This window comes from Gottfriedia sp. ABJ_BB2_2, assembly GCF_055484705.1.
The window spans coordinates 534,877-558,300 of sequence record NZ_JBVFKR010000001.1 but is presented as its reverse complement, the minus strand read 5'-3'; the positions used below and the strand labels follow the sequence as shown (position 1 = coordinate 558,300).

Here is a 23,424-nt window from a genome sequence, read left to right as displayed (position 1 = left end):
TTACAGAACACTCATGCTTCTATTAGGAACGCATCTTCATCGTCATCCCTTATTAAATACTCTTGCTTATTAAGCGATACTGTGGCTTGACTACTTTCGAATAGTAAAATAACAGCTGTAATGAGATGCATAATCCATGCTAAAGGTGAAATGTATTCAATAAAAAGAGTAATTAATCCTGCAATGGAGCCAATCGTAAATTGGCCATGACTTCTAGCAAGGTATAATGTGATCAAGTAAACAATTCCTAAAATGAGTGGAAGAATATTAGCAGTAATTAATACAAGAAAGCGGCCAAAAATCGGCATTCCAAAAAATAATTCAAACCCGAATGAACACCATTTTAATGCGGAAAAGTAAACAAACGGATGATATTTCATGATAGCCTCCTACTGAACTGCAATAGCCCTTCATTAGAATATAATCTACATAATGAACATTGATAAAACTAGTATATTTTCCCAATGTGTATGAACAGAGAACAATAAAAAACCTTACTCATTTGTAAGGTTTTTAAAACGTTGTATGTCTATTTCTTTTTACTCAAAAAAGATACTTTTGGTTCAGTTTTATTGATAATTCTTGTAATATTTGCACGATGACGATATACAACAAAGATTGTCAATACAATCATGATAATAAATAATACTCGATCACCAACGAAGTATGCTCCAATTGTACCTACAATCGCAGATAACATTGAAGTCAGTGAAACATATTTTGTAATTTTTAAGCAAGAGATAAAGAAAATTAAAAGTGCTAGAAACAATATAGGTGATGCAAATAATAATAATCCAGCTGATGTAGCAACTGCTTTCCCACCTCTAAAACCTGCGAAAATAGGATACATATGCCCTATAACAGCAAATAAACCGACTAATAATGGACTAAACCACTCAGGACCAGAATAGTGAAATAAAACTGGTAATGATGCTGCTAACGTACCTTTTAATATATCTCCAAGTGTTACGATAATTCCAGCTTTTTTACCTAATGTACGAAATGTATTCGTACCGCCTAAATTCCCACTACCATGTTGGCGAATATCTACTCCGTAAAAGGATTTTCCTATCACCAATCCAAACGGAATTGAGCCTATTAAATAGGCTAGTACAATAATGAACAAGCTCATTTTCTAGCTCCTTTACAAACGTAATAATATAAGTGCATTATCCCTTCATTTTATCACATGTTGAAATGAATAAATAGATTTTTGAAATGGTCGTTAATAAATCTTTTTCAAAGGCTTCTATTCGAAATGATTCAAATAATTATGATAACATGGTAATATATCTCAAAATAAAAATGGAAGTGAAACTAAATGAGCTCAACTGTTTTATTAATAGAAGATGAAAAAAGGTTAAGGGAAATCGTAAAAGATTATTTTCATAATGAAGATTTTATTGTGATTGAGGCAGCTGATGGTGAAGAAGGAATCAAAAAATTTGATGAACATGAAATTGATTTAATCATTTTAGATCTGATGCTACCAAAAATAGATGGTTTAGATGTGTGTAAGTATATAAGAGAGAAATCGAACATTCCAATCATTATGTTAACAGCTAGATCTGAGGAAGAAGATCAATTACTAGGGTTTGAAATGGGAACCGACGAATATGTCACAAAACCCTTTAGTCCAAAAATACTTGTTGCAAAGGCAAAAAGTGTTCTAAGACGAACGTTGGAAATGAAAGAGGAAGATTCTGATGCAAAAACGATTTGTGGAATCACGATCAATACCTCATCAAGATTAGCTTATATAAATGGAGAACAACTTCATTTAACTCATAAGGAATTCGAATTATTAGTGTATTTAATTGAAAATAAAGGCATTGTTCTAACGAGAGACCAATTATTAAATAGTATTTGGGGCTTCGATTATGTTGGTGATGGACGAACAGTAGATACACATATAAAAAAACTTCGTCACAAATTAGGAGAGAAAGCAAAACATATTACAACCGTCATACGAGTTGGCTATAAGTTTGAGGAGTAATCGATGAAAAAGAGTATCGTAAGTAAACTTTTTTTATCAATAACCGTTTTGTTAATTGTGTTTTTAATGATTGTGTTTGTTGGACAATCTGTTTTTCTACAAGGTTTTTATACAAAAAGGAAAATTGATATTGTTTCTGCAGAATTGAAGGATTTTGTTCATGCATATGAAAAAGGAAATTTATCTGACTTACAGTTTCAAAATGAATTAACTAGATTTTTTACCAAATATAATACTTCTTTGGCGGTATTAGATCGTAAAGGTGTTTTAAAAGCTGAGAATAATTTTGATTTAACAGTTCAGACAACCTCAGGTAAAAAAGTATATGTACCATTAAATAATTTATTGTATTCTGATCAGATTGAAGAAATCCTAAGTTTGAGAATAAAAGAAAACGAGAATATCGTCATACGCGGATACATACAAGATGACTATTTTATTCCAATGTATATTAAAACAAAGTTTGGTGAATGGAAGGAAGAGAATCCATCAGCTAATCCTGTGAATTTGTCAACTCAAGATAATAATCTGGATGATTTCATTAATATTGAAATAAAAGGTAAAGTAGTTGATTTACACCTACCTTTAGCAAATCAATATTCTTATTCAGCTCAAATGAACTCGTTAATGCAAGCAATCACAGAATGGACAAAGAGTAATGAAGACTTTTCTAATTATACGAAAAAAGATTTTCCAATTACCTTTAATTATTTAGATAAGGTGAATGGATTAGACAATAAAGTCTTGATTTATCCTTTAAAAAATGAGCAAGGATACAATGAAGTCATATTTGCGATGACATCACTTCAGCCTGTTAACGAGGCGATGTATGTATTAAAAGATTTTTATTTATACGCGTTTATGGTTGGTTTATTACTAATTATCGTCGTTTCATTTTATTACTCGAAGGTCATTACAAAACCATTGCTAAAATTGAATGCTGTTACGAATCAATTAGCGAAGTTAAATTTTAATGAGAAAATAAAAATTCAGTCAGAAGATGAGATTGGGGAACTGTCAAAATCAATTAACACATTATCTGAAAATCTTGCATCTACAATCGATAATCTACAACAGGCAAATGAAAGATTAATAAAAGATATTGAAAAAGAAAAACAGCTTGAAGAAATTAGAAAAGAATTTATTAGTGGTGTATCCCATGAACTTAAAACGCCGCTAAGCATTGTACAAAGTTATGCAGAAGGTTTAAAAGATGGATTAAACATTGAGAAAAATGGTTATTATGCAGATGTAATACTCGAAGAAGTAGATCGTATGAATGATTTAGTGGTAGATATGTTAGAACTATCAAAACTTCAATCAGGTACTTACAAGCTGAAAAGTGAACCTTTCTTAATAGTAGACTCTGTCGAGAATGTGATAAATAGAATCTTTGATCATAAAACAACAGATAATGGATGTAGACTTATTTCTAATGTAGAAGAAGATATAGCTGTTAGTGGTGAAAAAAGAAGAATTGAGCAAGTACTGATTAATATCCTTTCAAATGCAATCAATTATGGTAAACCTGGAAGTGATATTATTGTGAACTTAAAAGATGAACATGATCGAGTAAACATCTCTATTTTTAATGAAGGTAATCAAATCCCAGCTGATAAGATCGATAAAATTTGGGATCGTTTTTATCGAATTGATGAATCTAGAAATAGACAAAGCGGTGGAACAGGTTTAGGTTTAGCCATCGTTAAAACAATTGTAGATTTACATCATTCAAAAATTAACGTCCATAATAAAGAAAATGGAGTGGAATTTTCATTTTTTCTAAAAAAATTCCAAAATACATTAAAAAGTTCACAGTAAATACACATTGCTAGGGTAAATTAATATCAAGATAATTTATTACATATTGGAGGCAATAAAATATGGGATATTATGATGAAACAGATTTAAGAAATGAAAATAATGATCATCAAAACAATCATAAACGATATAATAAGGGCAGAAGAGGCGGATCACACGTATTAACTGGTTTTATTGGTGCTGTAATTGGAGCAGTGACGATTTCACTTGTTTCGCCAAATTTAATTAATACGACAAATGATTCGGAAATCGGTAATGAAAACCAAACTCCAGCACAAGTAATTAACGTGTCACGTGAAGATGTTACTTCAACAATTCAAACTGCTCGTAAATTTGTTGTGGGTGTTAATAATTATCAATCTTCTAATCCTTTCTCTATGGACACTCAGGAGGCTGGTTCTGGCTCAGGGGTAATCTATAAAAAGGTAGGAAATAAAGCATTAGTTGCGACAAATAACCATGTTGTGTCAGGAGCAAAACAATTAAAAGTTAAAATGGCAGATGGTAAATTAGTAGATGCAAAACTAGTTGGAACTGATGAATTATTAGATCTAGCAGTCGTAGCAATTGATGCAAAATATGTAACAAATGTTGCTAATTTAGGAGATTCTGAAAAAATAAATGTAGGTGAAACTGCAATTGCAATCGGGAATCCACTTGGGTTTTTAGAAAGCACTGTAACACAAGGTATTGTAAGTAGTAAAGCCCGTGAAATCCCACAAGATATTGATGGTGATGGAGTTGCAGATTATCAAACACAAGTTATTCAAACAGATGCAGCGATTAATCCAGGTAATAGTGGTGGCGCGTTAATTAATGCTAAGGGTGAATTAATCGGTATTAACTCGAGTAAAATAGCAGAGCAATCAGTAGAAGGGATTGGATTTGCAATTCCAATTAATATTGCAAAACCGGTTTTTGACCAACTAGAGAAATTTGGTGAAGTAACACGTCCAGTAATGGGTGTTGGTTTAAAAGCTTTAGAAGAAATTCCACAATTTAATATTGAAGAATCTCTAAAATTACCTGAATCTGTTACAAAGGGTGCGGTAGTTACACATGTGGACCCAGGTACTCCTGCAGCGAAGGTAGGTTTACAACAATTAGACGTTATTGTTGAATTAGATGACCAACCTATTGAAGATGTGATTGAAATTAGAGAATACCTATATTCTCATAAAAAAGTCGGCGATAAATTAAAAGTAACATTCTATCGTGATGGTAAAAAACAAGATATAACGTTAACATTAGCATCAAGTAATTGACAGGTAATTTTTTACAAAATAAGATGAATATATAACCAATAAGCGAAGAGATTGCTCTTTTCGCTTATTTATGTAAATGAAAGGGTGATTTGTTAATGAGTAAATACCCATCAAGAGAAGAAATAGGCCAAATTCTAAAAAACAGTAAAGTAATTGCAGTTGTTGGACTTTCAGCGGATTCATCTAAAACGTCTTATATGGTAAGTAAAGCAATGCAAGACGCTGGATATAAAATTATTCCAGTCAATCCTACTGTTGACACTGTTTTAGGAGAAAAAGCAGTACCAAGTTTATTAGATCTTAAAGAAAAAGTAGATATTGTAAATGTTTTTAGAAGACCAGAGCATTTATTGCCAGTTGCACAGGATTTTCTAAAAATTGATTGTGATGTCTTTTTTGCTCAGCTAGGCATAGAAAATGAAGAAGCTTATGACCTACTTAAAGCAAATGGAAAAACAGTTATTATGAATCGTTGTATTAAAGTAGAACATGCTATGACAAGATAGAACGAAAACTCACTTTTCAGACAGTCTGAATATCTGTTTTTTACTTTGTCTAAGAAACTCACTGTACCCCAGTGAGTTTTTAGTTTCTAAAGAGAAAATACGATAAAATTAGAAAGATTAAAAAATTTTAACTTTTTAGAAAAATAACGATAAAAAAAGGACAATTTAACTATTTTTTTCTTCAACGACTTGTAAGTTGGCGAAAAAACCATTAACATGAACGATTAGAAGAAACATTTTAATCCGGTATATGATATAATGGAACGGATGTTCTTATGTAAGGTGTAATATTGAAAGGAGAAATGGTGTTGGCAAAGAATGAAACAGCATATAACGAAGATGCGATACAGGTACTGGAAGGTTTAGAAGCAGTACGTAAACGTCCAGGAATGTACATTGGTAGCACAGATAGTAGAGGTCTACACCATTTAGTTTACGAAATCGTAGATAATTCCGTTGATGAAGCGTTAGCTGGTCACGGAACTCAAATAGATGTGATTATACATAAAGATAATAGCTTAACTGTGAGAGACCATGGTCGAGGAATGCCAACTGGAATGCATAAAATGGGCAAGCCTACTCCTGAAGTCATTTTAACTGTTCTGCATGCAGGTGGAAAATTTGGACAAGGCGGCTATAAAACAAGTGGTGGTTTACACGGAGTTGGTGCATCAGTTGTAAATGCATTATCAGAGTGGCTTGTTGTAGAAATCCATCGTGATGGATCTATTTTCAAACAACGTTTTGAAAATGGTGGTAAACCAGTTACTTCATTAGAAATTGTTGGAAAATCGAAAAAAACTGGTACAACGATTTCATTTAAACCCGATCCAACCATTTTTAGTACAACTAACTATAATTTTGATACGCTATGTGAGCGTTTAAGAGAGTCTGCATTCCTACTAAAAGGATTAAAAATTACAATTAAAGATGAACGACACGATGCTTTCGAAGAGTTTTATTATGAAAACGGTATCGAAGCGTTTGTTAGTTACTTAAACGAAGGAAAAGAAACTATTCATCCTGTCGTATTCTTTGATGGGATTCAAAATAAAATCGAGGTTGAATTTTCTTTTCAGTTCAACGATGGATATTCAGAAACAATGCTATCTTTTGTAAATAATGTTCGAACGAAAGATGGAGGAACGCACGAGGTAGGTGCTAAAACGGCACTTACTAGAGCGTTTAATGAGTACGCTAGAAAAGTGAATATTTTAAAAGAAAAAGATAAAAACCTTGAAGGCGCGGATATTCGTGAAGGATTAGCGGCAATCGTATCGGTTAGAATTCCTGAAGAGCTACTTCAATTCGAAGGGCAAACAAAAGGAAAGCTAGGAACTAGTGAAGCGAGATCAGCTGTAGACTCGGTTGTTTCTGATCAACTTGCATATTTTCTAGAAGAAAATCCAGATATTGCTACTTCACTAGTTCGAAAAGCAGTTAAGGCATTTCAAGCTAGAGAAGCGGCTAGAAAAGCACGTGAAGAAGCGAGAAGTGGAAAAAAAAGAAAACGTTCTGAAACTTCATTAAGTGGGAAGTTAACGCCTGCTCAATCGCGAAATCCACAAAAAAATGAGCTTTACCTAGTAGAGGGTGACTCAGCAGGCGGAAGTGCGAAGCAAGGTCGAGATCGTCGTTTTCAAGCGATACTACCTTTACGTGGTAAAGTTATTAATACAGAAAAAGCAAAATTAGCTGATATCATGAAAAATGAAGAGATTAATACAATCATTCATGCAATTGGAGCCGGAGTTGGCTCTGACTTTGATCTAGAAGATGTGAATTATGATAAAATCGTTATCATGACCGATGCGGATACGGACGGAGCACATATCCAAGTGCTATTACTAACATTCTTCTACCGTTATATGAAACCTTTAGTAGAAGCAGGCAAAGTTTATATTGCGCTGCCTCCTTTATATAAAGTAAGTAAGGGTACAGGTAAAAAAGAAGTCATTGAATATGCATGGTCTGAAGTAGACTTACAAGATGCAATTAAGAAGGTTGGTAAAGGGTATACTTTACAACGATACAAAGGTCTTGGAGAGATGAATGCCGACCAACTTTGGGATACTACAATGGACCCTGTTACAAGAACACTAATTCGTGTAAAAATAGACGATGCTGCTAGAGCAGACCGCCGTGTAACTACTTTAATGGGCGATAAGGTTGAACCAAGACGAAAATGGATTGAATCGAATGTTGTATTTGATTTAGATGAAGAAGATAAAATTTTAAATAACGAACAAGTTGAGGTTGACTCAGAAGGGAGCGAAGACTGATGGTATCATCAGAAAAGTTATATAATATCCCTTTAGAAGATATTTTAGGTGATCGTTTTGGACGATATAGTAAATACATTATTCAAGAACGTGCATTACCTGATGCAAGAGATGGTTTAAAGCCAGTTCAAAGACGTATTTTATACTCAATGTTTTATGAAGGAAACTTACAAGATAAGCCTTACCGTAAATCAGCAAAAACTGTCGGTAATGTAATCGGTAATTACCACCCACACGGCGACACATCTGTATATGATGCAATGGTACGATTAAGCCAAGATTGGAAATTAAGAAATGTACTAGTTCAAATGCATGGTAATAACGGTAGTATTGATGGGGATCCACCAGCTGCGATGCGTTATACCGAAGCTAGATTATCTGCAATAGCAAGTGAGCTATTGCGTGATATCGATAAAGAAACAGTAGAATTTGTACCAAATTTTGATGACACTAGTATGGAACCGGTTGTTCTACCTTCAATGTTCCCTAATTTATTAGTGAATGGAAGTACGGGGATCTCTGCAGGTTATGCGACAGAAATACCTTCTCATCATCTTGGAGAAGTAATTGATGCGACAATTATGAGAATTGATCGTAATAATTGTTCTGTTGATGATTTGATGACTGTTATTCATGGTCCAGATTTCCCAACAGGCGGTATTATTCAAGGTGTCGATGGGATTAAAAAAGCGTATGAAACTGGTAAAGGCAAAATTATTATTAGAAGCCGAGTTCATACAGAAGATTTGCGTGGTGGGAAACAAGCATTAATCATTACTGAAATTCCAGCTGAAGTAAATAAAGCAAATTTAGTGAAAAAAATAGATGAAGTCCGTCTTGATCGAAAAGTCGATGGAATTACAGAGGTCCGTGATGAGACCGATCGCACAGGCCTACGAATTGTCATTGAATTAAAAAAAGATGCGAATAATGAAGCCATTTTAAATTATCTATATAAAAATACAGAGCTTCAAATTCCTTATAACTTTAATATGGTTGCGATTTATAATCGTACGCCAAAGCAAATGTCATTACCGGCTATTTTAGATGCTTATATTGAGCACCAAAAAGAAGTCGTTACGAATCGATCTAAGTATGATTTGCGAAAAGCAAAAGCTAGAGCACATGTTGTTGAAGGGTTAATGAAAGCTTTATCTATTCTTGATCAAGTTATTTCAACTATTCGTTCTGCAAACGATAAACGTGATGCAAAAGATAAATTAATTGCTCAGTATAGTTTTACAGAACAACAAGCTGAAGCAATTGTGATGTTACAGTTATATCGTTTAACAAATACAGATATCACGGCACTACAAGAAGAAGCAGCGGAATTAAACAAGAAAATAGAGCAATTAGAAACCATTCTAAACAGTGAAACAAAGCTTTTATCAGTTATTAAAACTGATTTAAAGAAAATTAAGCAAACATATGCAGATGATCGTCGTTCTTCAATCGAAGGTGAAATTGAAGAAATTAAAATCGTTCGAGAAGACATTATTGCTCAAGAAGATGTCATCATCACTGTTACAAGCGAAGGATATGTTAAACGTACAACTCCTAGATCTTATTCTGCCTCAAATGGTAAGGATTATGGAATGAAGGAAGGAGATCGTTTAATCTATCAAAAAGAAAGTACTACGACAGATACTTTAATTTTGTTTACTTCAAAAGGGAATTATTTATATTTACCAATACATGAAATGCAAGATATCAGATGGAAGGATATGGGACAACATATAGCCAACATCATACCAATTGAGCGTGATGAAGCCATTTTATCGGCAACGATTGTAAATAATTTTGAAGAAAATAAAGATTTTATATTATTTGTGACGAAAAATGGTATTGTGAAACGTACAAGTATTAGTCAATTAAAAGTCCAAAGATATTCGAAACCACTTGTTGGTATGTCGATCAAAAATGATGATGCATTAATTTATGCAGGCGTTTCCGGTGAGACAGATCGCGTTATATTAGCGACAAGTAACGGCTATACGCTATTATTTAATGTAGATGAAATTAGTGTTCAAGGTTTAAGAGCAGGTGGCGTTAAAGGAATTAACTTAAAAGATCAAGATTTCGTAGTTTCTGCTGATATCGTTTCAGAGACTGTAAAAGACATTTTTTGTGCAACTCATAGAGCAGCAGTGAAGAAAATGAAATTAGATACAATACCTCAAAGTTCAAGAGGGACTAGAGGTGCGAAAATCATTAGAGATTTGAAAAATAATCCTCACCAGTTAATTGGGGTTTATACAATTAACGAGAAGGATATGTTCGCATTGTTAAGTAAATCAGGCCAATTTGAGATGGTCGATCCTGCTGGAATTCGTCATAGTGATCAATATAGTAACGGTTCATTTATAATGGATACAGATGAAGCGGGAGAGATTAAAACAATCATTCGTTACAAAAAAGAAGAAAATAACTAAAAAAATGCCTATTCCATTCATCTGGAATAGGTTTTTTTGTCGAAAAATATCACGAGAGTTCAAAAAAAATATTTGTGAGCAAAATACTTGAAATTATCTAATAAATATGGCTTTTCCTAAGTCTAATTTATAAAGAAATAAGGGGATATTTGGCAATCAAATGGTAAAAAATTCCTAAAATAACAAGTAATCGACAGAATTGTCGAAATATTTTGAACCAAAAGAACTTGTTTAATACAAAAATTTCGCTTACTATTTTCTTAAGTATTTGAAATTTTCTAAAAAATAAGTTATTAAGGGGGAAGTACATAATGGTTTTGAAAAAAGGTTTTGCAATTTTAACATCTGCATCATTAGCAGCGGGTATTTTAGCTGGCTGTAACAATGGTGGTGAGAAAGATGGAAATACAGTTATCAAAATTGCAACAAATACACCACTTTCTGGGAATAATGCAATTTTAGGTGATTCAATTAAATTAGGTGCTCAATTAGCTTTAGATGATCAAAAAGAAGCATTCAAAAAATTAGGCTTTGATTTGAAACTTGTTCCTTATGATGATCAAGGGGATCCAAAGAAAGGTGTAGCAAATGCTGAGCAATTAGGTGCTGATAAAGCAATTTTAGGTGTTGTTGGACACTTAAACTCAGGTGTTGCAATTCCAGCTTCAGTAAAATATGAAAAAGATCATCTTGTAATGGTATCACCTTCAAATACTGCTAACGAAGTAACAGATCGTGGATTAAGCGTAGTTAACCGTATCTGTGCTCGTGATGATTTCCAAGGACCTGCTGGAGCAGAGTTCGCAGTCAACACTTTAAAAGCTAAAAAAATCTTTATCATTCAAGACAAAACAGCTTATGGTACTGGTTTAGCAAATGAGTTTAAAGCTGCTGCTGAGCAATTAGGTGCTGAAATTCTAGGTGAAGAAGGTATTTCAGTTGGAGATAAAGACTTTAACGGAGTATTAAACAACGTAAAAGCAAAAAATCCTGATCTAGTATTCTTCGGTGGTCTATACGCTGAGGGTGGAATTCTATTAAAACAAGCTCGTGATAAAGAATTAAATATGCCATTCATGGGTGGAGACGGAATGGACTCTTCTGGTTTAGTAGATATCGCAGGAGATGCTGTTAAAAACTTCTACTACACTTCAGTAGCTGGAGATACATTAAAAACTGATAACGGTAAAAAATTCGCTGAAGACTATAAAGCGAAATTTAAGAAAAACATTGAGTCTTTCTCTTCTTACGGATATGATTCAGCTGGCGTATTATTAGAAGGTTTAAAAGACGCAATTGAAAGCAGCGATGGTAAAACTCCATCTCGTGAAGATGTAGCAGCTGCAGTTCGTGCAATTCAAGATTATAAAGGTGTAGTAACTGAAGTTGGCTTTGACGATAAAGGGGACAACAAATTCGCTAAAGTATTTATCTATACATTCAAAGAAGCTAAATACCCTGGTACTCAAGTAGGCGAAGTTACTAAATAATTAGTAAAGCTAACGCCTAAAATTACCTCCAATCAGCCGAAAGCAATGAAAATTGTGAACGACGATGAAGGTTGAAGGATGTTAGTGAAAGAAAAGAGTATCTCGTAAATCGTGATACTCTTTTTCTCTAAATATCGTAAAAAACTTGTCAATTTTTGGAAAGAGAAATATTGAATTTTACTATCTATAGGAGGGTACGTACATGAATGAAATCATCCATACATTGCCTCAAGTATTAATTGATGGACTTGTCTTAGGGGCTGTTTATGCAATTGTTGCGCTAGGATACACAATGGTTTATGGAATACTTGAATTGATTAACTTTGCCCACGGTGAAATATTTATGGCAGGTGCATTTATTGGTACAGCAGTATTAATTACTTTTACTGGAATTGGGTTTTTAAGTAGTATACCAGCAATTTTATTATTAGCAATTGTTTTGATCATCGCTTCAGTATTAACAGGTTTCCTCGGAATGGGGATCGAGCGTGTCGCATATCGACCACTCCGAAAGGCACCAAAACTAATTACATTAATTACAGCAATCGGTATTTCATTCTTATTACAAGATATCGTTCGTTTTATTGCTGAATTAAAAGAAGGAAATTACATTATTACTGGTCCATCACTATTTGCTGGACAACATCAAATCCATTCTAGTTCTATCCTTTCTTCGTTTGGAAATGCCCAAATAAAATCAGCATCGATTATTATCCTTGTTGTTGCAGTTGTAATGATGATTTCATTAGATTACTTCATCAATAAAACAAAATGGGGAACTGCAATGCGTGCTGTAGCACAAGACCGTGAAACAGCATCATTAATGTCTGTGAATGTAAATAAAGTCATTTCTTTAACATTCTTCCTTGGCTCGGCACTAGGTGGGGCAACAGGCGTTCTTTTTGCTTTACAATATAACACAATTGATCCTTATATCGGATTTATTTTAGGGTTAAAAGCATTTACAGCAGCTGTATTAGGAGGAATCGGAAATATTCGCGGTGCGATGGTAGGCGGATTTTTAATCGGTATTATTGAAATGTTTGCTGCGGCAAATTTATCAACAATCACACACGGAATTTTCCCTTCAGAGTATAAAGACGTTTTTGCTTTTGGTATCTTAATTCTTGTCCTAATCTTTAAGCCAGAAGGTTTATTCGGTAAACCAGTGGCAGAGAAAGTGTAGGTGAAAAGTATGAATAATTTATTTGCACAAGTAAAACAGTCAAATAAGCTACAAGCAATATTCTTAACTTCCTATATCGTTGTAACAGTATTAGGTCTGTTTTTATTACAAGAATCGGTAACTGCGTTTTTATTAATCTTATTTTCTCTGTTTCTATTATATAAAACGAATTTTCCAGTTAAGCTTAAATGGAGCTTAGGCATTCTGATTCTTACGATTGTTATGCCGTTTGCAGCATCTCAAGGTTCTGCATTTGAATCATATATGGGTGTTGCAACGCTAGTTGGAATTTATGTAGCAATGGCACTTGGATTAAATGTAGTAGTTGGTCTTGCTGGTTTATTAGATTTAGGATTCGTAGCATTCTTTGCGATTGGATCGTATACTTATGCTATTTTTTCAACAAATCAAGTTACAAACTTTTTAAAGTTAGACATTCTACCTTTCACTGGAAATTCATTTTGGGCTTTCATTATCATTGGTGGAATTATAGCAGCAATTGCGGGTGTATTATTAGGAATTCCAGTTCTTCGTGTAAAAGGGGATTATTTAGCTATTGTTACACTTGGATTTGGTGAAATTATTCGTATTGTATTTAATAACTTAGATAAACCAGTCAATATTACAGGTGGGGCACAAGGTATTTCTTCAATTCCTTCACCAACAATATTTGGTTACGTTATTAGTGATTCAAGTCAATTCTATTATGTAGTACTGATCGTTCTAGCAGTTGTTATTTTAGGCGTTACGAGATTACAAGATTCTAAGCTTGGACGTTCATGGCAAGCTGTTCGTGAAAATGAAATTGCTGCGCAAGCTTCAGGTATACATTTAGTTAGAACAAAATTAATTGCATTTGCAATTGGTGCATCTTTCTCAGGTATGATGGGTGTTGTATTCTCAGCGAAACAAATGTTCATTGACCCAACAAACTTTACATTACTTGAGTCAATTACAATTCTAGTAATGGTCATTCTAGGTGGAATGGGTAGTGTACCTGGTGTAATTTTAGGTGCATCACTTGTTACAATCCTTAACTTACAAGTTTTAACAGAAGTAACGAACTATTTAAATCAATTAACATTAGATGGCGTTCTTGATATTCCATCAGCGCTTTCTCCTTCTAAAATGCAACGTATGATATTCGGTTTAATCTTAATTCTAGTAGCAATCTTTAGACCACAAGGTTTATTGCCTGCCAAAAATAAGATGGTGCCAAAAGAAGATGTAGTAGATTTAACAGAAGTAGATGAAAACCAACGTTCAGTTTCAGTTTAGGAGAGGAGGCAAACATAATGTTAAAAACAAATAATTTAACGAAAAGCTTCGGTGGATTAACTGCTGTTAATAATGTAAATATCGAAATTCAAAAAGGTTCAATTACCGCGGTAATCGGCCCAAATGGAGCAGGTAAAACAACATTTTTTAATATGATTACGGGTGTATATACCCCAACAAGTGGAGAAATCCTTTTAGGTGAAGAAAGCTTAGTTGGATTAAAGCCTCACGCTGTGTCTAAAAAAGGGATTGCTCGTACGTTTCAAAATATTCGACTTTTTAGTAGTATGACGGCATTAGAAAACGTGATGGTTGGTATGCATCAACACTTAAAATACGGTATATTTTCTACATTATTCCATTTACCAAGCTACAAAAAAGCTGAAAAGGCTGCAATGAAAGAGGCTTATAAATGGTTAGAATATGTAGGTTTAAGCGATGTATATAACGAAGAATCATCTAGTCTTTCTTATGGTGCACAAAGACGTTTGGAAATCGCACGTGCTCTAGCATCAAAGCCAAGTATTCTACTGTTAGACGAACCGGCTGCTGGGATGAATCCAAAGGAAACAAAGGAACTAACAGATTTAATTTATCAAATGCGAGATGATTTAAATTTAACGATCGTTTTGATCGAGCATGATATGAAGCTTGTAATGGAAATTTCTGAATACCTTTTCGTTTTAGATCATGGTGAAAAGATTGCAGAAGGAAAACCATTAGAAATCAGAAATAACCAAAAAGTAATTGAAGCATATCTTGGAAAAAGTGCAGTGACTACTGCATAGTGAAAGGAGTAAAAAAAATGACACTATTACAATTAAAAGAAATTAACTCTTTTTACGGTGGTATTCAAGCACTGAAAAATATTAATATTGATGTAAATGAAGGTGAAATCGTTACGTTAATTGGAAGTAATGGTGCTGGAAAATCTACTACTTTAAAAACAATAAGTGGTCAAGTGAAACCAAAAACTGGAGATTTAATTTATAAAGGTGAGAACATTGTTAAACTACAATCTCATGAGATTGCTTTAAAAGGGATTGCTCACGTACCAGAAGGAAGAAGAATCTTTTCTAAATTAACCGTAAAAGAAAATTTAGAAATGGGTGCTTTCTCTGTAAAAGATAAAAAATTAATTGCTGCCAGAATGGAAATGGCGTTTGATTATTTTCCAAGACTGAAAGAACGTATTAACCAAAAGGGTGGTACGATGAGTGGTGGAGAACAACAAATGCTTGCTATTGGAAGAGCATTAATGATGGGGCCGTCATTGTTAATGCTAGATGAACCATCAATGGGACTTGCGCCAATTATTGTTGAACAAATATTCGAGATCATCGAGCAATTGAATAAGCAAGGGATGACGATTTTACTAGTTGAACAAAACGCTTACCAAGCTTTACAGATTGCCCATCGTGGATATGTAATTCAAACAGGGGAAATTCAAATGGTTGGTGAAGGTAAAACATTAATGAATAATGAAGAAATAAAGAAAGCTTACTTAGCTTAAAAAAAAGTGCCATTTGTATAAGTTACAAATGGCACTTTTTTGATGTATTATTTGTTAGCAATAAATTCCATAATCTTTGCTTGAACATCATCATTTGATTGATTAATAGAAGATTGTAAAGTTTCTTCTAGTAAACTACGATTTTTATAATAGTTTTCTTGATTGCTATTATAATAGTACTTCACTGCTTCTAAATCTGAGAAAAACTCTTTTCCAAGCTTTAGAAGAAATGTTACTGGAAGTTTTTCAATCGTGATATTTCCTTTTTGTTCAGAAATTTCATTTACCGTACTATTTGAAGTTGAAATCATTTCATCGTTTAATTCTTTAACTAAAATTTGTTCGAATCCTTTTATTTTATTATTTCTTTTATTTACGATTCGCTTTTTGTTCGTTTTTAATAAACGAATGGAATGATGTTTATCAAGCAATACTGCTGATCGTTTCTTTTTCTTAAAAAATATGCTGCTACTCAAAACTAGCACTCCCTTCTTCAGAAAATAGGTATATTTTTAAAACAACTTTTCTATCATACCAATTAATCAGAATACTGTAAAGATATTATCTTTACATGAATGATTCCCATTAAATATTCTAAAAATTCATGGTATTATTTCATACACAAATGAAAATAATAATATTTGACGGAATAGTTGTCACTTTGATAAACTAAGACCATATTATTATTACATAAGTTATAACGATGACGGAAAGAAGTAACTAAAGCAATATTTGCATAGCGAATTGAGGACGGTGGAAGCTCAATCAAAACCTTTAGTGAAAGGCATTCTTGAGTTATGTTTGAAAGTGGACAATTTCTAAAATTGTCAACTAGGGTGGAACCGCGGGTGCATATACAGCTCTCGTCCCTAGGCAGAAAATGCCTAAGGATGAGAGCTTTTTTATTTTCATTCTTGCATTTTCAAATAGAATCGAATGAAAAATTGGAGGCAAAAAAATGTCAGAAAAGTCAATGGAAGTCATTGTAAGTCATGCAAAGCATCGTGGATTTGTTTTTCCAGGATCAGAAATTTATGGTGGTTTAGCAAATACTTGGGACTATGGTCCATTAGGTATTGAATTAAAATACAATGTTAAAAAAGCTTGGTGGAAAAAATTTGTTCAGCAAAGTCCTTATAATGTTGGGTTAGATGCTGCAATCTTAATGAACCCACGTACTTGGGAAGCTTCAGGTCATATTGGTAATTTTAACGATCCTATGATTGATTGTAAAAATTGTAAGGCTCGTCATCGTGCTGATAAATTAATTGAAAATGCACTTGATGAAAAAGGCATGGAAATTATTGTTGATGGCCTACCATTTTCTGAAATGGCTAAGTTAATTCAAGAACATAACATTGCTTGTCCAGATTGCGGAAGTCATGATTTTACTGATATTCGTCAATTTAATTTAATGTTTAAAACTTTCCAAGGTGTAACAGAGTCAAGTACAAATGAAATTTTCTTACGCCCTGAAACAGCTCAAGGTATTTTTGTTAACTTTAAAAATGTTCAACGTACAATGAGAAAGAAAGTACCATTTGGTATCGCTCAAATTGGAAAAAGCTTCCGTAATGAAATTACACCAGGAAATTTCACGTTCCGTACTCGTGAATTTGAACAAATGGAGCTTGAATTCTTCTGTAAACCAGGTGAAGAGCTTGAATGGTTTACGTATTGGAAAGAAACTGCTAATAAATGGTTATTATCATTAGGTATGAAAGAAGATAATCTTCGTTTAAGAGACCATAGTGAAGATGAATTATCACATTATAGTAATGCAACGACTGACTTCGAATACAAATTCCCATTTGGTTGGGGCGAGCTTTGGGGTGTTGCTTCTCGTACAGATTATGATTTAAAACAGCATATGGAGTTCTCAACTGAAGACTTTACGTATCATGATCCAATTACAAATGAGAAATATGTTCCTTACTGTATTGAGCCATCATTAGGTGCTGACCGTGTTACTTTAGCATTTTTAATTGATGCTTATGAAGAAGAGGCACTAGAAGATGGAACTTCTCGTACAGTAATGAGATTACATCCAGCATTAGCGCCATATAAAGCAGCAATTTTACCTTTATCAAAAAAATTATCTGAAAATGCACAAGAAGTATTTGCGGCATTAGCTGAAGATTTCAATGTAGATTTCGACGAAACTGGTTCAATTGGTAAACGTTACCGCCGTCAAGATGAAATTGGTACACCATTCTGTATCACTTACGATTTTGAGTCAATTGAAGATAAAAAAGTTACAGTTCGTGATCGTGATACAATGGAACAAACTCGTGTAGCAATTAGTGAACTTCAATCTTTCTTAGCTAATAAAATAAAGTTTTAATACTTTTTTCGAAAATAGGTGTCCTTTTGGGCATCTTTTTTCATATATTTTATTAAAGCTTGTTTAAATTTTCATTAATATACTAAAAATGGTAAAATCGATGTATAAAAAAACAAGGAGGAGTTTCGATGAGGAGTTCGAATCCTATCTTAAATTCTGAACAATTAACAAAATCTAGGCACTCGGAAAAAGCAATGACAATGGGTGGGACGATTCGTAAAGCGTTAATTGCTTTAATTATGTTAATCGCAACTGCGGGTTACTCTTACTATTTAACTGCAACTGGAACATTAAGTACAAAAGTGTTTATTGGATGCTTAATATTTGCTTTTATCATTGGTTTAGTAACAAGTTTTTCTCCAAGAATTGCTCCGATTACAACACCTATTTATGCTGCTGTTGAAGGGATTTTAATTGGTAACATTTCAGCAGTATATGAAGCAACTTATGGAATGATCGTTTTACAAGCTGCATTATTAACAATTGCAATTATTGCTGGTACATTAATTTGTTACGCAACTGGTATTGTGAAAGTTACACATCGTTTTAGATCAATCGTAATTGGTTTAACAATTGGCGTTTTGATATTTTACTTACTAACAATGATTCTACAGCTATTCCATGTACCAGTTCCATTTATGCACCAATCAGGTACGATTGGCTTAATTGTAAGCTTAGCAATCTTAATCATTGCTTCACTTAATCTATTTTTAGACTTTGATTTGATTACATCTAGTATAAAACATGGCGCACCTAAACATTTCGAATGGTATTGTGCATTTGGTTTATTAGTAACTGTCATTTGGATTTATGTTGAAGCGTTAAGATTCCTATCAAGACTTAGAAATTAAAATATTAAGCTAAAAACCTTACTCTTAAATAGAAGTAAGGTTTTTTCTACATAAGATTTATAGCATGAAATTTAGTTAGAAAGTAGGTTAATACAATGAGTAAGAAAAAATTTGAAGTATTAGATCATGAAACAATTAATGACTGTTTAAAGAGAATGGAAGCAGAAGGCTATACACCAGTAAAAAGAATGGAAGTGCCAATTTTCTCAGAACAAATGATTAATGGTAAAATGGAAATTGAACCTTCAGGTAGAAAAATCGTATTTGAAGGAAAATTAAGTAAATAAATGAATAAACTTAGTAAAAATATGGAAAAGTAACCTTATATGAATAAAATGAGGTGAAAATATGTCTAAATTAGCATGTCCACGCTGTAAAACAAATAAAACAAGATTTTATTTAATTGAACAACACCCTAAAGCAGTAAAGTTAAATGCACAAAGTGGTGATATTGAACAAGAAGAATATATCTCAGGTGGGTTAGACCCATTTTATATCCCATATAAAGGACCTGAATACTTAGTCCAATGTGGTGCCTGTGGTGTTATTGAACAAAGTACGTTATTTGAAAAAGCTGCAGAATCCATGTAGTATTAGCATTTATTAATGTAAAAAATATATTGAAATAAGACATTGAACATTTATTCAATGTCTTTTTCTTATGTAGAAATAATAGAGTTGCTTTCTTTATGGGATTTATACAAAGTTAATAACATCCGATTTCACTGTATGACACTTTACTCAATTTATCAGATTCGCTCGATCATCTTTCAAAGAACATAATAGATTTTTGGATATTAGGAATAATAATCATGAAGAAAATGAAGAGCGAGGAATTCTATGAAAAAGATTTTACTATTGTTATTTTTACTAGTTATTACTTTTCTGCCTTCGAAGGTATTTGCAGAGAAAAAAATACCGATCCTCATTTATCATTCAATTGATGAATTTTCGGGACATGGTGTAGAGGATCTTTACGTACATCCTAAAGAATTTGAAAAACAGATGACATATTTAAAACAACATGATTTCACTTTATTAACTTTTGAAAATTGGAAGGATCGTTATAAAGTAAAAAAACCGATCTTTATTACGTTCGATGACGGTTATAAAAATAATTTAATTGCTTTTTCGATTTTACAAAAATTGAAGGATGATAAATTTAAACCAACTGCAACGCTTTTTGTTATTTCTGATTATATTGATTGGTCAAATAGATTGTCAAAGTCAGATTTGAAAAGGATGATCGATTCGGGAATCTTTTCGGTTCAATCTCATACTGCTACCCATCCTAATTTAACAAAAATAACGAATTATGAGTATGAATTAAATGAATCAAAAAAGAAAATACAAACCATTACGAATAAGCCAGTAATTGCTTTAGCTTATCCTTATAGTTTTTACGATAAAAAAGTGATTGAAGAGACTAAGAAATACTATACATATGGAATTACAACCATCCCAGAACTGTACGTAGAAAAAGGAAAGAAAGACGAAAACTATTTATTACCTCGAATTTATATTAAGTATTCAACAACATTAGATGAGTTTGCTAAAATAGTGGACTGATCAGGACTATTGACAAACGCACGCTTCTTTGTTGCTTCGCCTGCTTGCGGTGGTGCTCATTACCTTTTAAGGTAACTCCGCTCTTCTTCAGATTTTGCACCTTGAAAGAAAAGTGTGTTAAATCAGTCTGAATCACATATATTTTGATTTATATATTAGCTTTAAACTTAGGCGATTACTTTTGTAATCGTCTTTTTTATGTTGAATTTCTTGAAAATAACCAATATTCGTAAGTGTATGGTAAAATTTAACATAAACAGATGAAAATGATTATTTGTAGTGGAACATGTATTGCTTTGGAGAGAGATGGAAAAATTGAAACCCCATAGTGATTGTTGACTATGTTAATCCTAAAGAAAGAAAGCAGTCAAGATTAGATGTACAAAAATTTTATATAAAAGAACAAACAAAAAAATTTATAAGGAGTGATTTGATGACTTTTCCAATTTTAGAAACAAACCGTTTAATGTTAATAGAAATAGAAGATAAACATCTTGATGAAATCTATCAAATTTTCTCTAATGAAGCTGTTACGAAATATTATGGGATGAGTCCTTTTACAAATGAATCACAAGCCAAAGTGATGATAGAATCTTTCAGAACTAGGTTTGAAAATAAACTTGGAATGCGCTGGGGAATCGTCGAGAAGGAATCAGGTCGTTTAATCGGGACAATTGGGTTAAATAATTTATCACTCTCAGGTAAGCGAACAGAAATCGGTTATGATTTACTTCCAACTTTTTGGGGTATAGGAATAATGTCGGAAGCCATTAATGAAGTAATTACATATTGCTTTCAGACGCTTTCATTATTTCGTATTGGTGCTGTGATATTTCCTGAGAATATTGCGTCCTCGAAAGTAATTGAAAAATTTGGGTTTCAAAAAGAAGGGCTACTACGGGGATATATCTATCAAAATGGAGAATCACATAATGTATTTGTCTATTCTTTATTGAAAACTGATTGGGATAGAGAATGATTGATCTGTAGGAAAAAATGGAACGATTTGTTTGCAAAATCTCAAACATAATTCATTTTGAAAGAAAATAAATTCGTTCACATTAAATAAAAAGTGAAAAGTGTATAGGTGATCAAATGAAAAATGAACAGTATTTATTAGATAAGCTAGAAAATATAAGTAAAAATGATTTTATGATTCCAAAAAATGAAAGTCAATATGAAATCGCAAAACAAATGCTACATCACATTGGTTCAGTTAATCCTTATTTGCGAGACGATTTAATTTACTCAACGTTTTCTAAGTGGATCAAAAATGGTGTATTCAGAACTGACGAATTAAGAGAATTTTTACAGGTTTGTATAGACGATGAACATTTACTGTACGGCTTAGGTGAAACTAAAAAAGATTCAGTGTTTACGAGGGCATTTTCAGTCTTAATAATCGCGGTTATTTTAATGATGCATAATGAAAAACAATTCATTCCATTAGAAGAGTTAGAACTTGTTAAAGAGAAAGTGTTTTTATTTGCGAAAGGTGAACATGATGTCCGTGGTTATGTAGAAGAAAAAGGCTGGGCTCATTCTGTAGCTCATTTAGCGGATTGCTTAGATGAACTTGCAAAATGTAATGATTTAAACGAAAATGATATAAGAACAATTTTGAACATTATTTCATTAAGAGCAATGGAATCTCAAAATGTGTTTGACTGTGAAGAAGACGAAAGATTAGTAACAGCAGCTCATTCAATTTTAAAACGTAATGTATTATCTAGTGAAGAAATTTGTGATTGGATTGAACAATTCCAGTATGTTAATAAAACAGGTGTTTATATTACTGACTATTCTATAAAAATAAATGCTAAGCATTTTTTACGTAGCCTATATTTTAGAGTTGATTCTCAAGATGAAGCAATTAAGGAAACATTATCTAGGATTCTATTAAAACTAAATAGGTATCGATCTTGATTTAAAAGAGGGGGATAACAGGTGATTAAAGCAATTATTTTTGACTTTGATGGTCTAATTATTGATACAGAATCTGTATGGTTTGAAGCATATAAAGAAGTTTTGGTAGATTATGAGATACAATTAACACTTGAAAAATTCTCAGAAGTGGTTGGTACACATGATGATGTACTATATTCATATATTGAAGAAAATTGTTCAATACCTTTTGAAAGAGACAATTTAGAAAGTAAAGTCTCAGAGTTAGTACAGGTAAAGTTAAGAGATCCTGTCTTAAGAGAAAGTGTTGAAGACTATTTAATTTTTGCAAAACAAGCAGGACTAAAAATTGGATTGGCATCTAGTTCCTCACGAGCATGGGTTGAAGGTTTTCTAAAGCAACTACATGTATATGATTATTTTGAAGTGATTAAAACAAAAGAAGATGTTTTGGACGTCAAGCCAGATCCGGAGCTTTATTTGAAAGCTATTGATGCACTAGGAATAGATGCCACAGAAGCAATTGCATTTGAGGATTCACTAAATGGTTTACTAGCAGCACGTAAGGCTGGTTTACATTGCGTAATCGTACCAAACAGCGTGACTGCTCATTTAGGGTTTGAAGATTATAGTCTGCGTCTCTCTTCAATGGCTGAAAAGTCCCTTGAAGATGTCATCAATCATCTATCTTTGGAAGATTAATGTTAAATACCATTTGTATCAATTTATATAATTTGTTTACACACTAAAGCCATTTCTACATTTTTAGAAATGGTTTTTTACATTTAGAATGGATTGTCCTTCAAATGAATATAAGTGTATAAATCGTAATTAACATAAGTTTAAAGAAAGTTTTTATTGAATATTCAGAATATATTTTGTATGATGAAATTACAACATACCGACTGGTTAGTATTTTATTGTATGTTTTATTTTTACGGCTTTGATCCATACATTAGGTTTAAAATTTTGTTTTTGGGAGGTTT

The 23,424-nt window shown here is 32.7% G+C and carries 22 protein-coding genes and 1 other annotated feature; of the genes, 19 read left to right on the top strand and 3 right to left on the bottom strand.

Annotated features, from left to right (window positions below; genetic code table 11):
- Positions 1 to 11: 11 nt before the first annotated feature.
- Both ACX6U0_RS02935 and plsY read right to left on the bottom strand, forming a co-directional pair.
- Positions 12 to 380 carry a hypothetical protein gene (locus ACX6U0_RS02935; protein ID WP_464958514.1) on the bottom strand — a complete coding sequence of 123 codons (369 nt, stop codon included), beginning with the start codon at positions 378 to 380 and terminating at the stop codon, positions 12 to 14.
- A gap of 149 nt (positions 381 to 529) precedes the next feature.
- Positions 530 to 1,132 carry a glycerol-3-phosphate 1-O-acyltransferase PlsY gene (gene plsY, locus ACX6U0_RS02930; protein WP_464958513.1) on the bottom strand — a complete coding sequence of 201 codons (603 nt, stop codon included), beginning with the start codon at positions 1,130 to 1,132 and terminating at the stop codon, positions 530 to 532.
- A 189-nt stretch (positions 1,133 to 1,321) separates the two neighbouring features.
- On the opposite strand from plsY, the gene ACX6U0_RS02925 reads away from it, so the two are divergent.
- The 11 genes from ACX6U0_RS02925 to ACX6U0_RS02875 all read left to right on the top strand — a co-directional run bounded on the left by ACX6U0_RS02925 (position 1,322) and on the right by ACX6U0_RS02875 (position 15,769).
- Positions 1,322 to 1,996 carry a response regulator transcription factor gene (locus tag ACX6U0_RS02925; RefSeq protein ID WP_464958512.1) on the top strand — a complete coding sequence of 225 codons (675 nt, stop codon included), beginning with the start codon at positions 1,322 to 1,324 and terminating at the stop codon, positions 1,994 to 1,996.
- A gap of 3 nt (positions 1,997 to 1,999) precedes the next feature.
- Positions 2,000 to 3,817 carry a sensor histidine kinase gene (locus tag ACX6U0_RS02920; protein WP_464958511.1) on the top strand — a complete coding sequence of 606 codons (1,818 nt, stop codon included), beginning with the start codon at positions 2,000 to 2,002 and terminating at the stop codon, positions 3,815 to 3,817.
- Positions 3,818 to 3,879: 62 nt separating this feature from the next.
- Positions 3,880 to 5,082 (top strand): S1C family serine protease, encoded by a 1,203-nt coding sequence (locus ACX6U0_RS02915; RefSeq protein ID WP_464958510.1) that lies wholly within the window; start codon positions 3,880 to 3,882, stop codon positions 5,080 to 5,082.
- Positions 5,083 to 5,177: 95 nt separating this feature from the next.
- Positions 5,178 to 5,588, top strand: coding sequence for a CoA-binding protein (locus ACX6U0_RS02910; protein WP_464958509.1), 411 nt, complete (start codon positions 5,178 to 5,180; stop codon positions 5,586 to 5,588).
- Positions 5,589 to 5,896: 308 nt separating this feature from the next.
- On the top strand, positions 5,897 to 7,870 hold the full coding sequence (gene parE / locus ACX6U0_RS02905) for a DNA topoisomerase IV subunit B (protein ID WP_464958508.1): 1,974 nt from the start codon (positions 5,897 to 5,899) through the stop codon (positions 7,868 to 7,870).
- On the top strand, positions 7,870 to 10,302 hold the full coding sequence (gene parC, locus ACX6U0_RS02900) for a DNA topoisomerase IV subunit A (protein ID WP_464958507.1): 2,433 nt from the start codon (positions 7,870 to 7,872) through the stop codon (positions 10,300 to 10,302). Before parE ends, parC begins: the two co-directional genes overlap by 1 nt.
- A 311-nt stretch (positions 10,303 to 10,613) precedes the next feature.
- Positions 10,614 to 11,792: a branched-chain amino acid ABC transporter substrate-binding protein gene (locus ACX6U0_RS02895; protein WP_464958506.1), complete on the top strand. Its 1,179-nt coding sequence runs from the start codon at positions 10,614 to 10,616 to the stop codon at positions 11,790 to 11,792.
- A 202-nt stretch (positions 11,793 to 11,994) separates the two neighbouring features.
- A complete protein-coding gene (locus tag ACX6U0_RS02890; protein WP_464958505.1) occupies positions 11,995 to 12,978 on the top strand; it encodes a branched-chain amino acid ABC transporter permease in 984 nt (327 codons plus the stop codon).
- 9 nt (positions 12,979 to 12,987) lie between these two features.
- Entirely contained in the window at positions 12,988 to 14,256 is a 1,269-nt protein-coding gene (locus tag ACX6U0_RS02885) for an ABC transporter permease subunit (RefSeq protein ID WP_464958504.1), read from the top strand.
- A gap of 17 nt (positions 14,257 to 14,273) precedes the next feature.
- Positions 14,274 to 15,044, top strand: coding sequence for an ABC transporter ATP-binding protein (locus ACX6U0_RS02880; RefSeq protein ID WP_464958503.1), 771 nt, complete (start codon positions 14,274 to 14,276; stop codon positions 15,042 to 15,044).
- Positions 15,045 to 15,061: 17 nt separating this feature from the next.
- Positions 15,062 to 15,769 carry an ABC transporter ATP-binding protein gene (locus tag ACX6U0_RS02875; RefSeq protein WP_464958502.1) on the top strand — a complete coding sequence of 236 codons (708 nt, stop codon included), beginning with the start codon at positions 15,062 to 15,064 and terminating at the stop codon, positions 15,767 to 15,769.
- Between the two features lie 47 nt (positions 15,770 to 15,816).
- Here the strand turns inward: ACX6U0_RS02875 and ACX6U0_RS02870 are convergent, their stop codons facing one another.
- Positions 15,817 to 16,245: a hypothetical protein gene (locus ACX6U0_RS02870; protein WP_464958501.1), complete on the bottom strand. Its 429-nt coding sequence runs from the start codon at positions 16,243 to 16,245 to the stop codon at positions 15,817 to 15,819.
- A 218-nt stretch (positions 16,246 to 16,463) separates the two neighbouring features.
- Positions 16,464 to 16,643, top strand: a binding site (T-box leader).
- 84 nt (positions 16,644 to 16,727) lie between these two features.
- On the opposite strand from ACX6U0_RS02870, the gene ACX6U0_RS02865 reads away from it, so the two are divergent.
- The 8 genes from ACX6U0_RS02865 to ACX6U0_RS02830 all read left to right on the top strand — a co-directional run bounded on the left by ACX6U0_RS02865 (position 16,728) and on the right by ACX6U0_RS02830 (position 23,140).
- Complete coding sequence (locus ACX6U0_RS02865; RefSeq protein ID WP_464958500.1) at positions 16,728 to 18,113, top strand: glycine--tRNA ligase; 1,386 nt, start codon at positions 16,728 to 16,730, stop codon at positions 18,111 to 18,113.
- A 128-nt stretch (positions 18,114 to 18,241) separates the two neighbouring features.
- Positions 18,242 to 18,964, top strand: a complete 723-nt coding sequence (locus ACX6U0_RS02860; protein ID WP_464958499.1) for a Bax inhibitor-1/YccA family protein — start codon at positions 18,242 to 18,244, stop codon at positions 18,962 to 18,964.
- A 95-nt stretch (positions 18,965 to 19,059) separates the two neighbouring features.
- Positions 19,060 to 19,251 (top strand): NETI motif-containing protein, encoded by a 192-nt coding sequence (locus tag ACX6U0_RS02855; protein WP_464958498.1) that lies wholly within the window; start codon positions 19,060 to 19,062, stop codon positions 19,249 to 19,251.
- A gap of 61 nt (positions 19,252 to 19,312) precedes the next feature.
- Positions 19,313 to 19,555: a DNA alkylation repair protein gene (locus ACX6U0_RS02850; protein ID WP_464958497.1), complete on the top strand. Its 243-nt coding sequence runs from the start codon at positions 19,313 to 19,315 to the stop codon at positions 19,553 to 19,555.
- 249 nt (positions 19,556 to 19,804) lie between these two features.
- The gene (locus ACX6U0_RS02845; RefSeq protein WP_464958496.1) at positions 19,805 to 20,533 is read left to right on the top strand and encodes a polysaccharide deacetylase family protein; all 729 of its coding nucleotides are present in this window, start codon (positions 19,805 to 19,807) and stop codon (positions 20,531 to 20,533) included.
- A gap of 433 nt (positions 20,534 to 20,966) precedes the next feature.
- Positions 20,967 to 21,512, top strand: coding sequence for a GNAT family N-acetyltransferase (locus ACX6U0_RS02840; protein WP_464958495.1), 546 nt, complete (start codon positions 20,967 to 20,969; stop codon positions 21,510 to 21,512).
- 116 nt (positions 21,513 to 21,628) lie between these two features.
- Positions 21,629 to 22,459, top strand: a complete 831-nt coding sequence (locus ACX6U0_RS02835) for a DUF2785 domain-containing protein (RefSeq protein ID WP_464958494.1) — start codon at positions 21,629 to 21,631, stop codon at positions 22,457 to 22,459.
- 21 nt (positions 22,460 to 22,480) lie between these two features.
- A complete protein-coding gene (locus ACX6U0_RS02830; RefSeq protein ID WP_464958493.1) occupies positions 22,481 to 23,140 on the top strand; it encodes an HAD family hydrolase in 660 nt (219 codons plus the stop codon).
- Positions 23,141 to 23,424 lie beyond the last annotated feature (284 nt).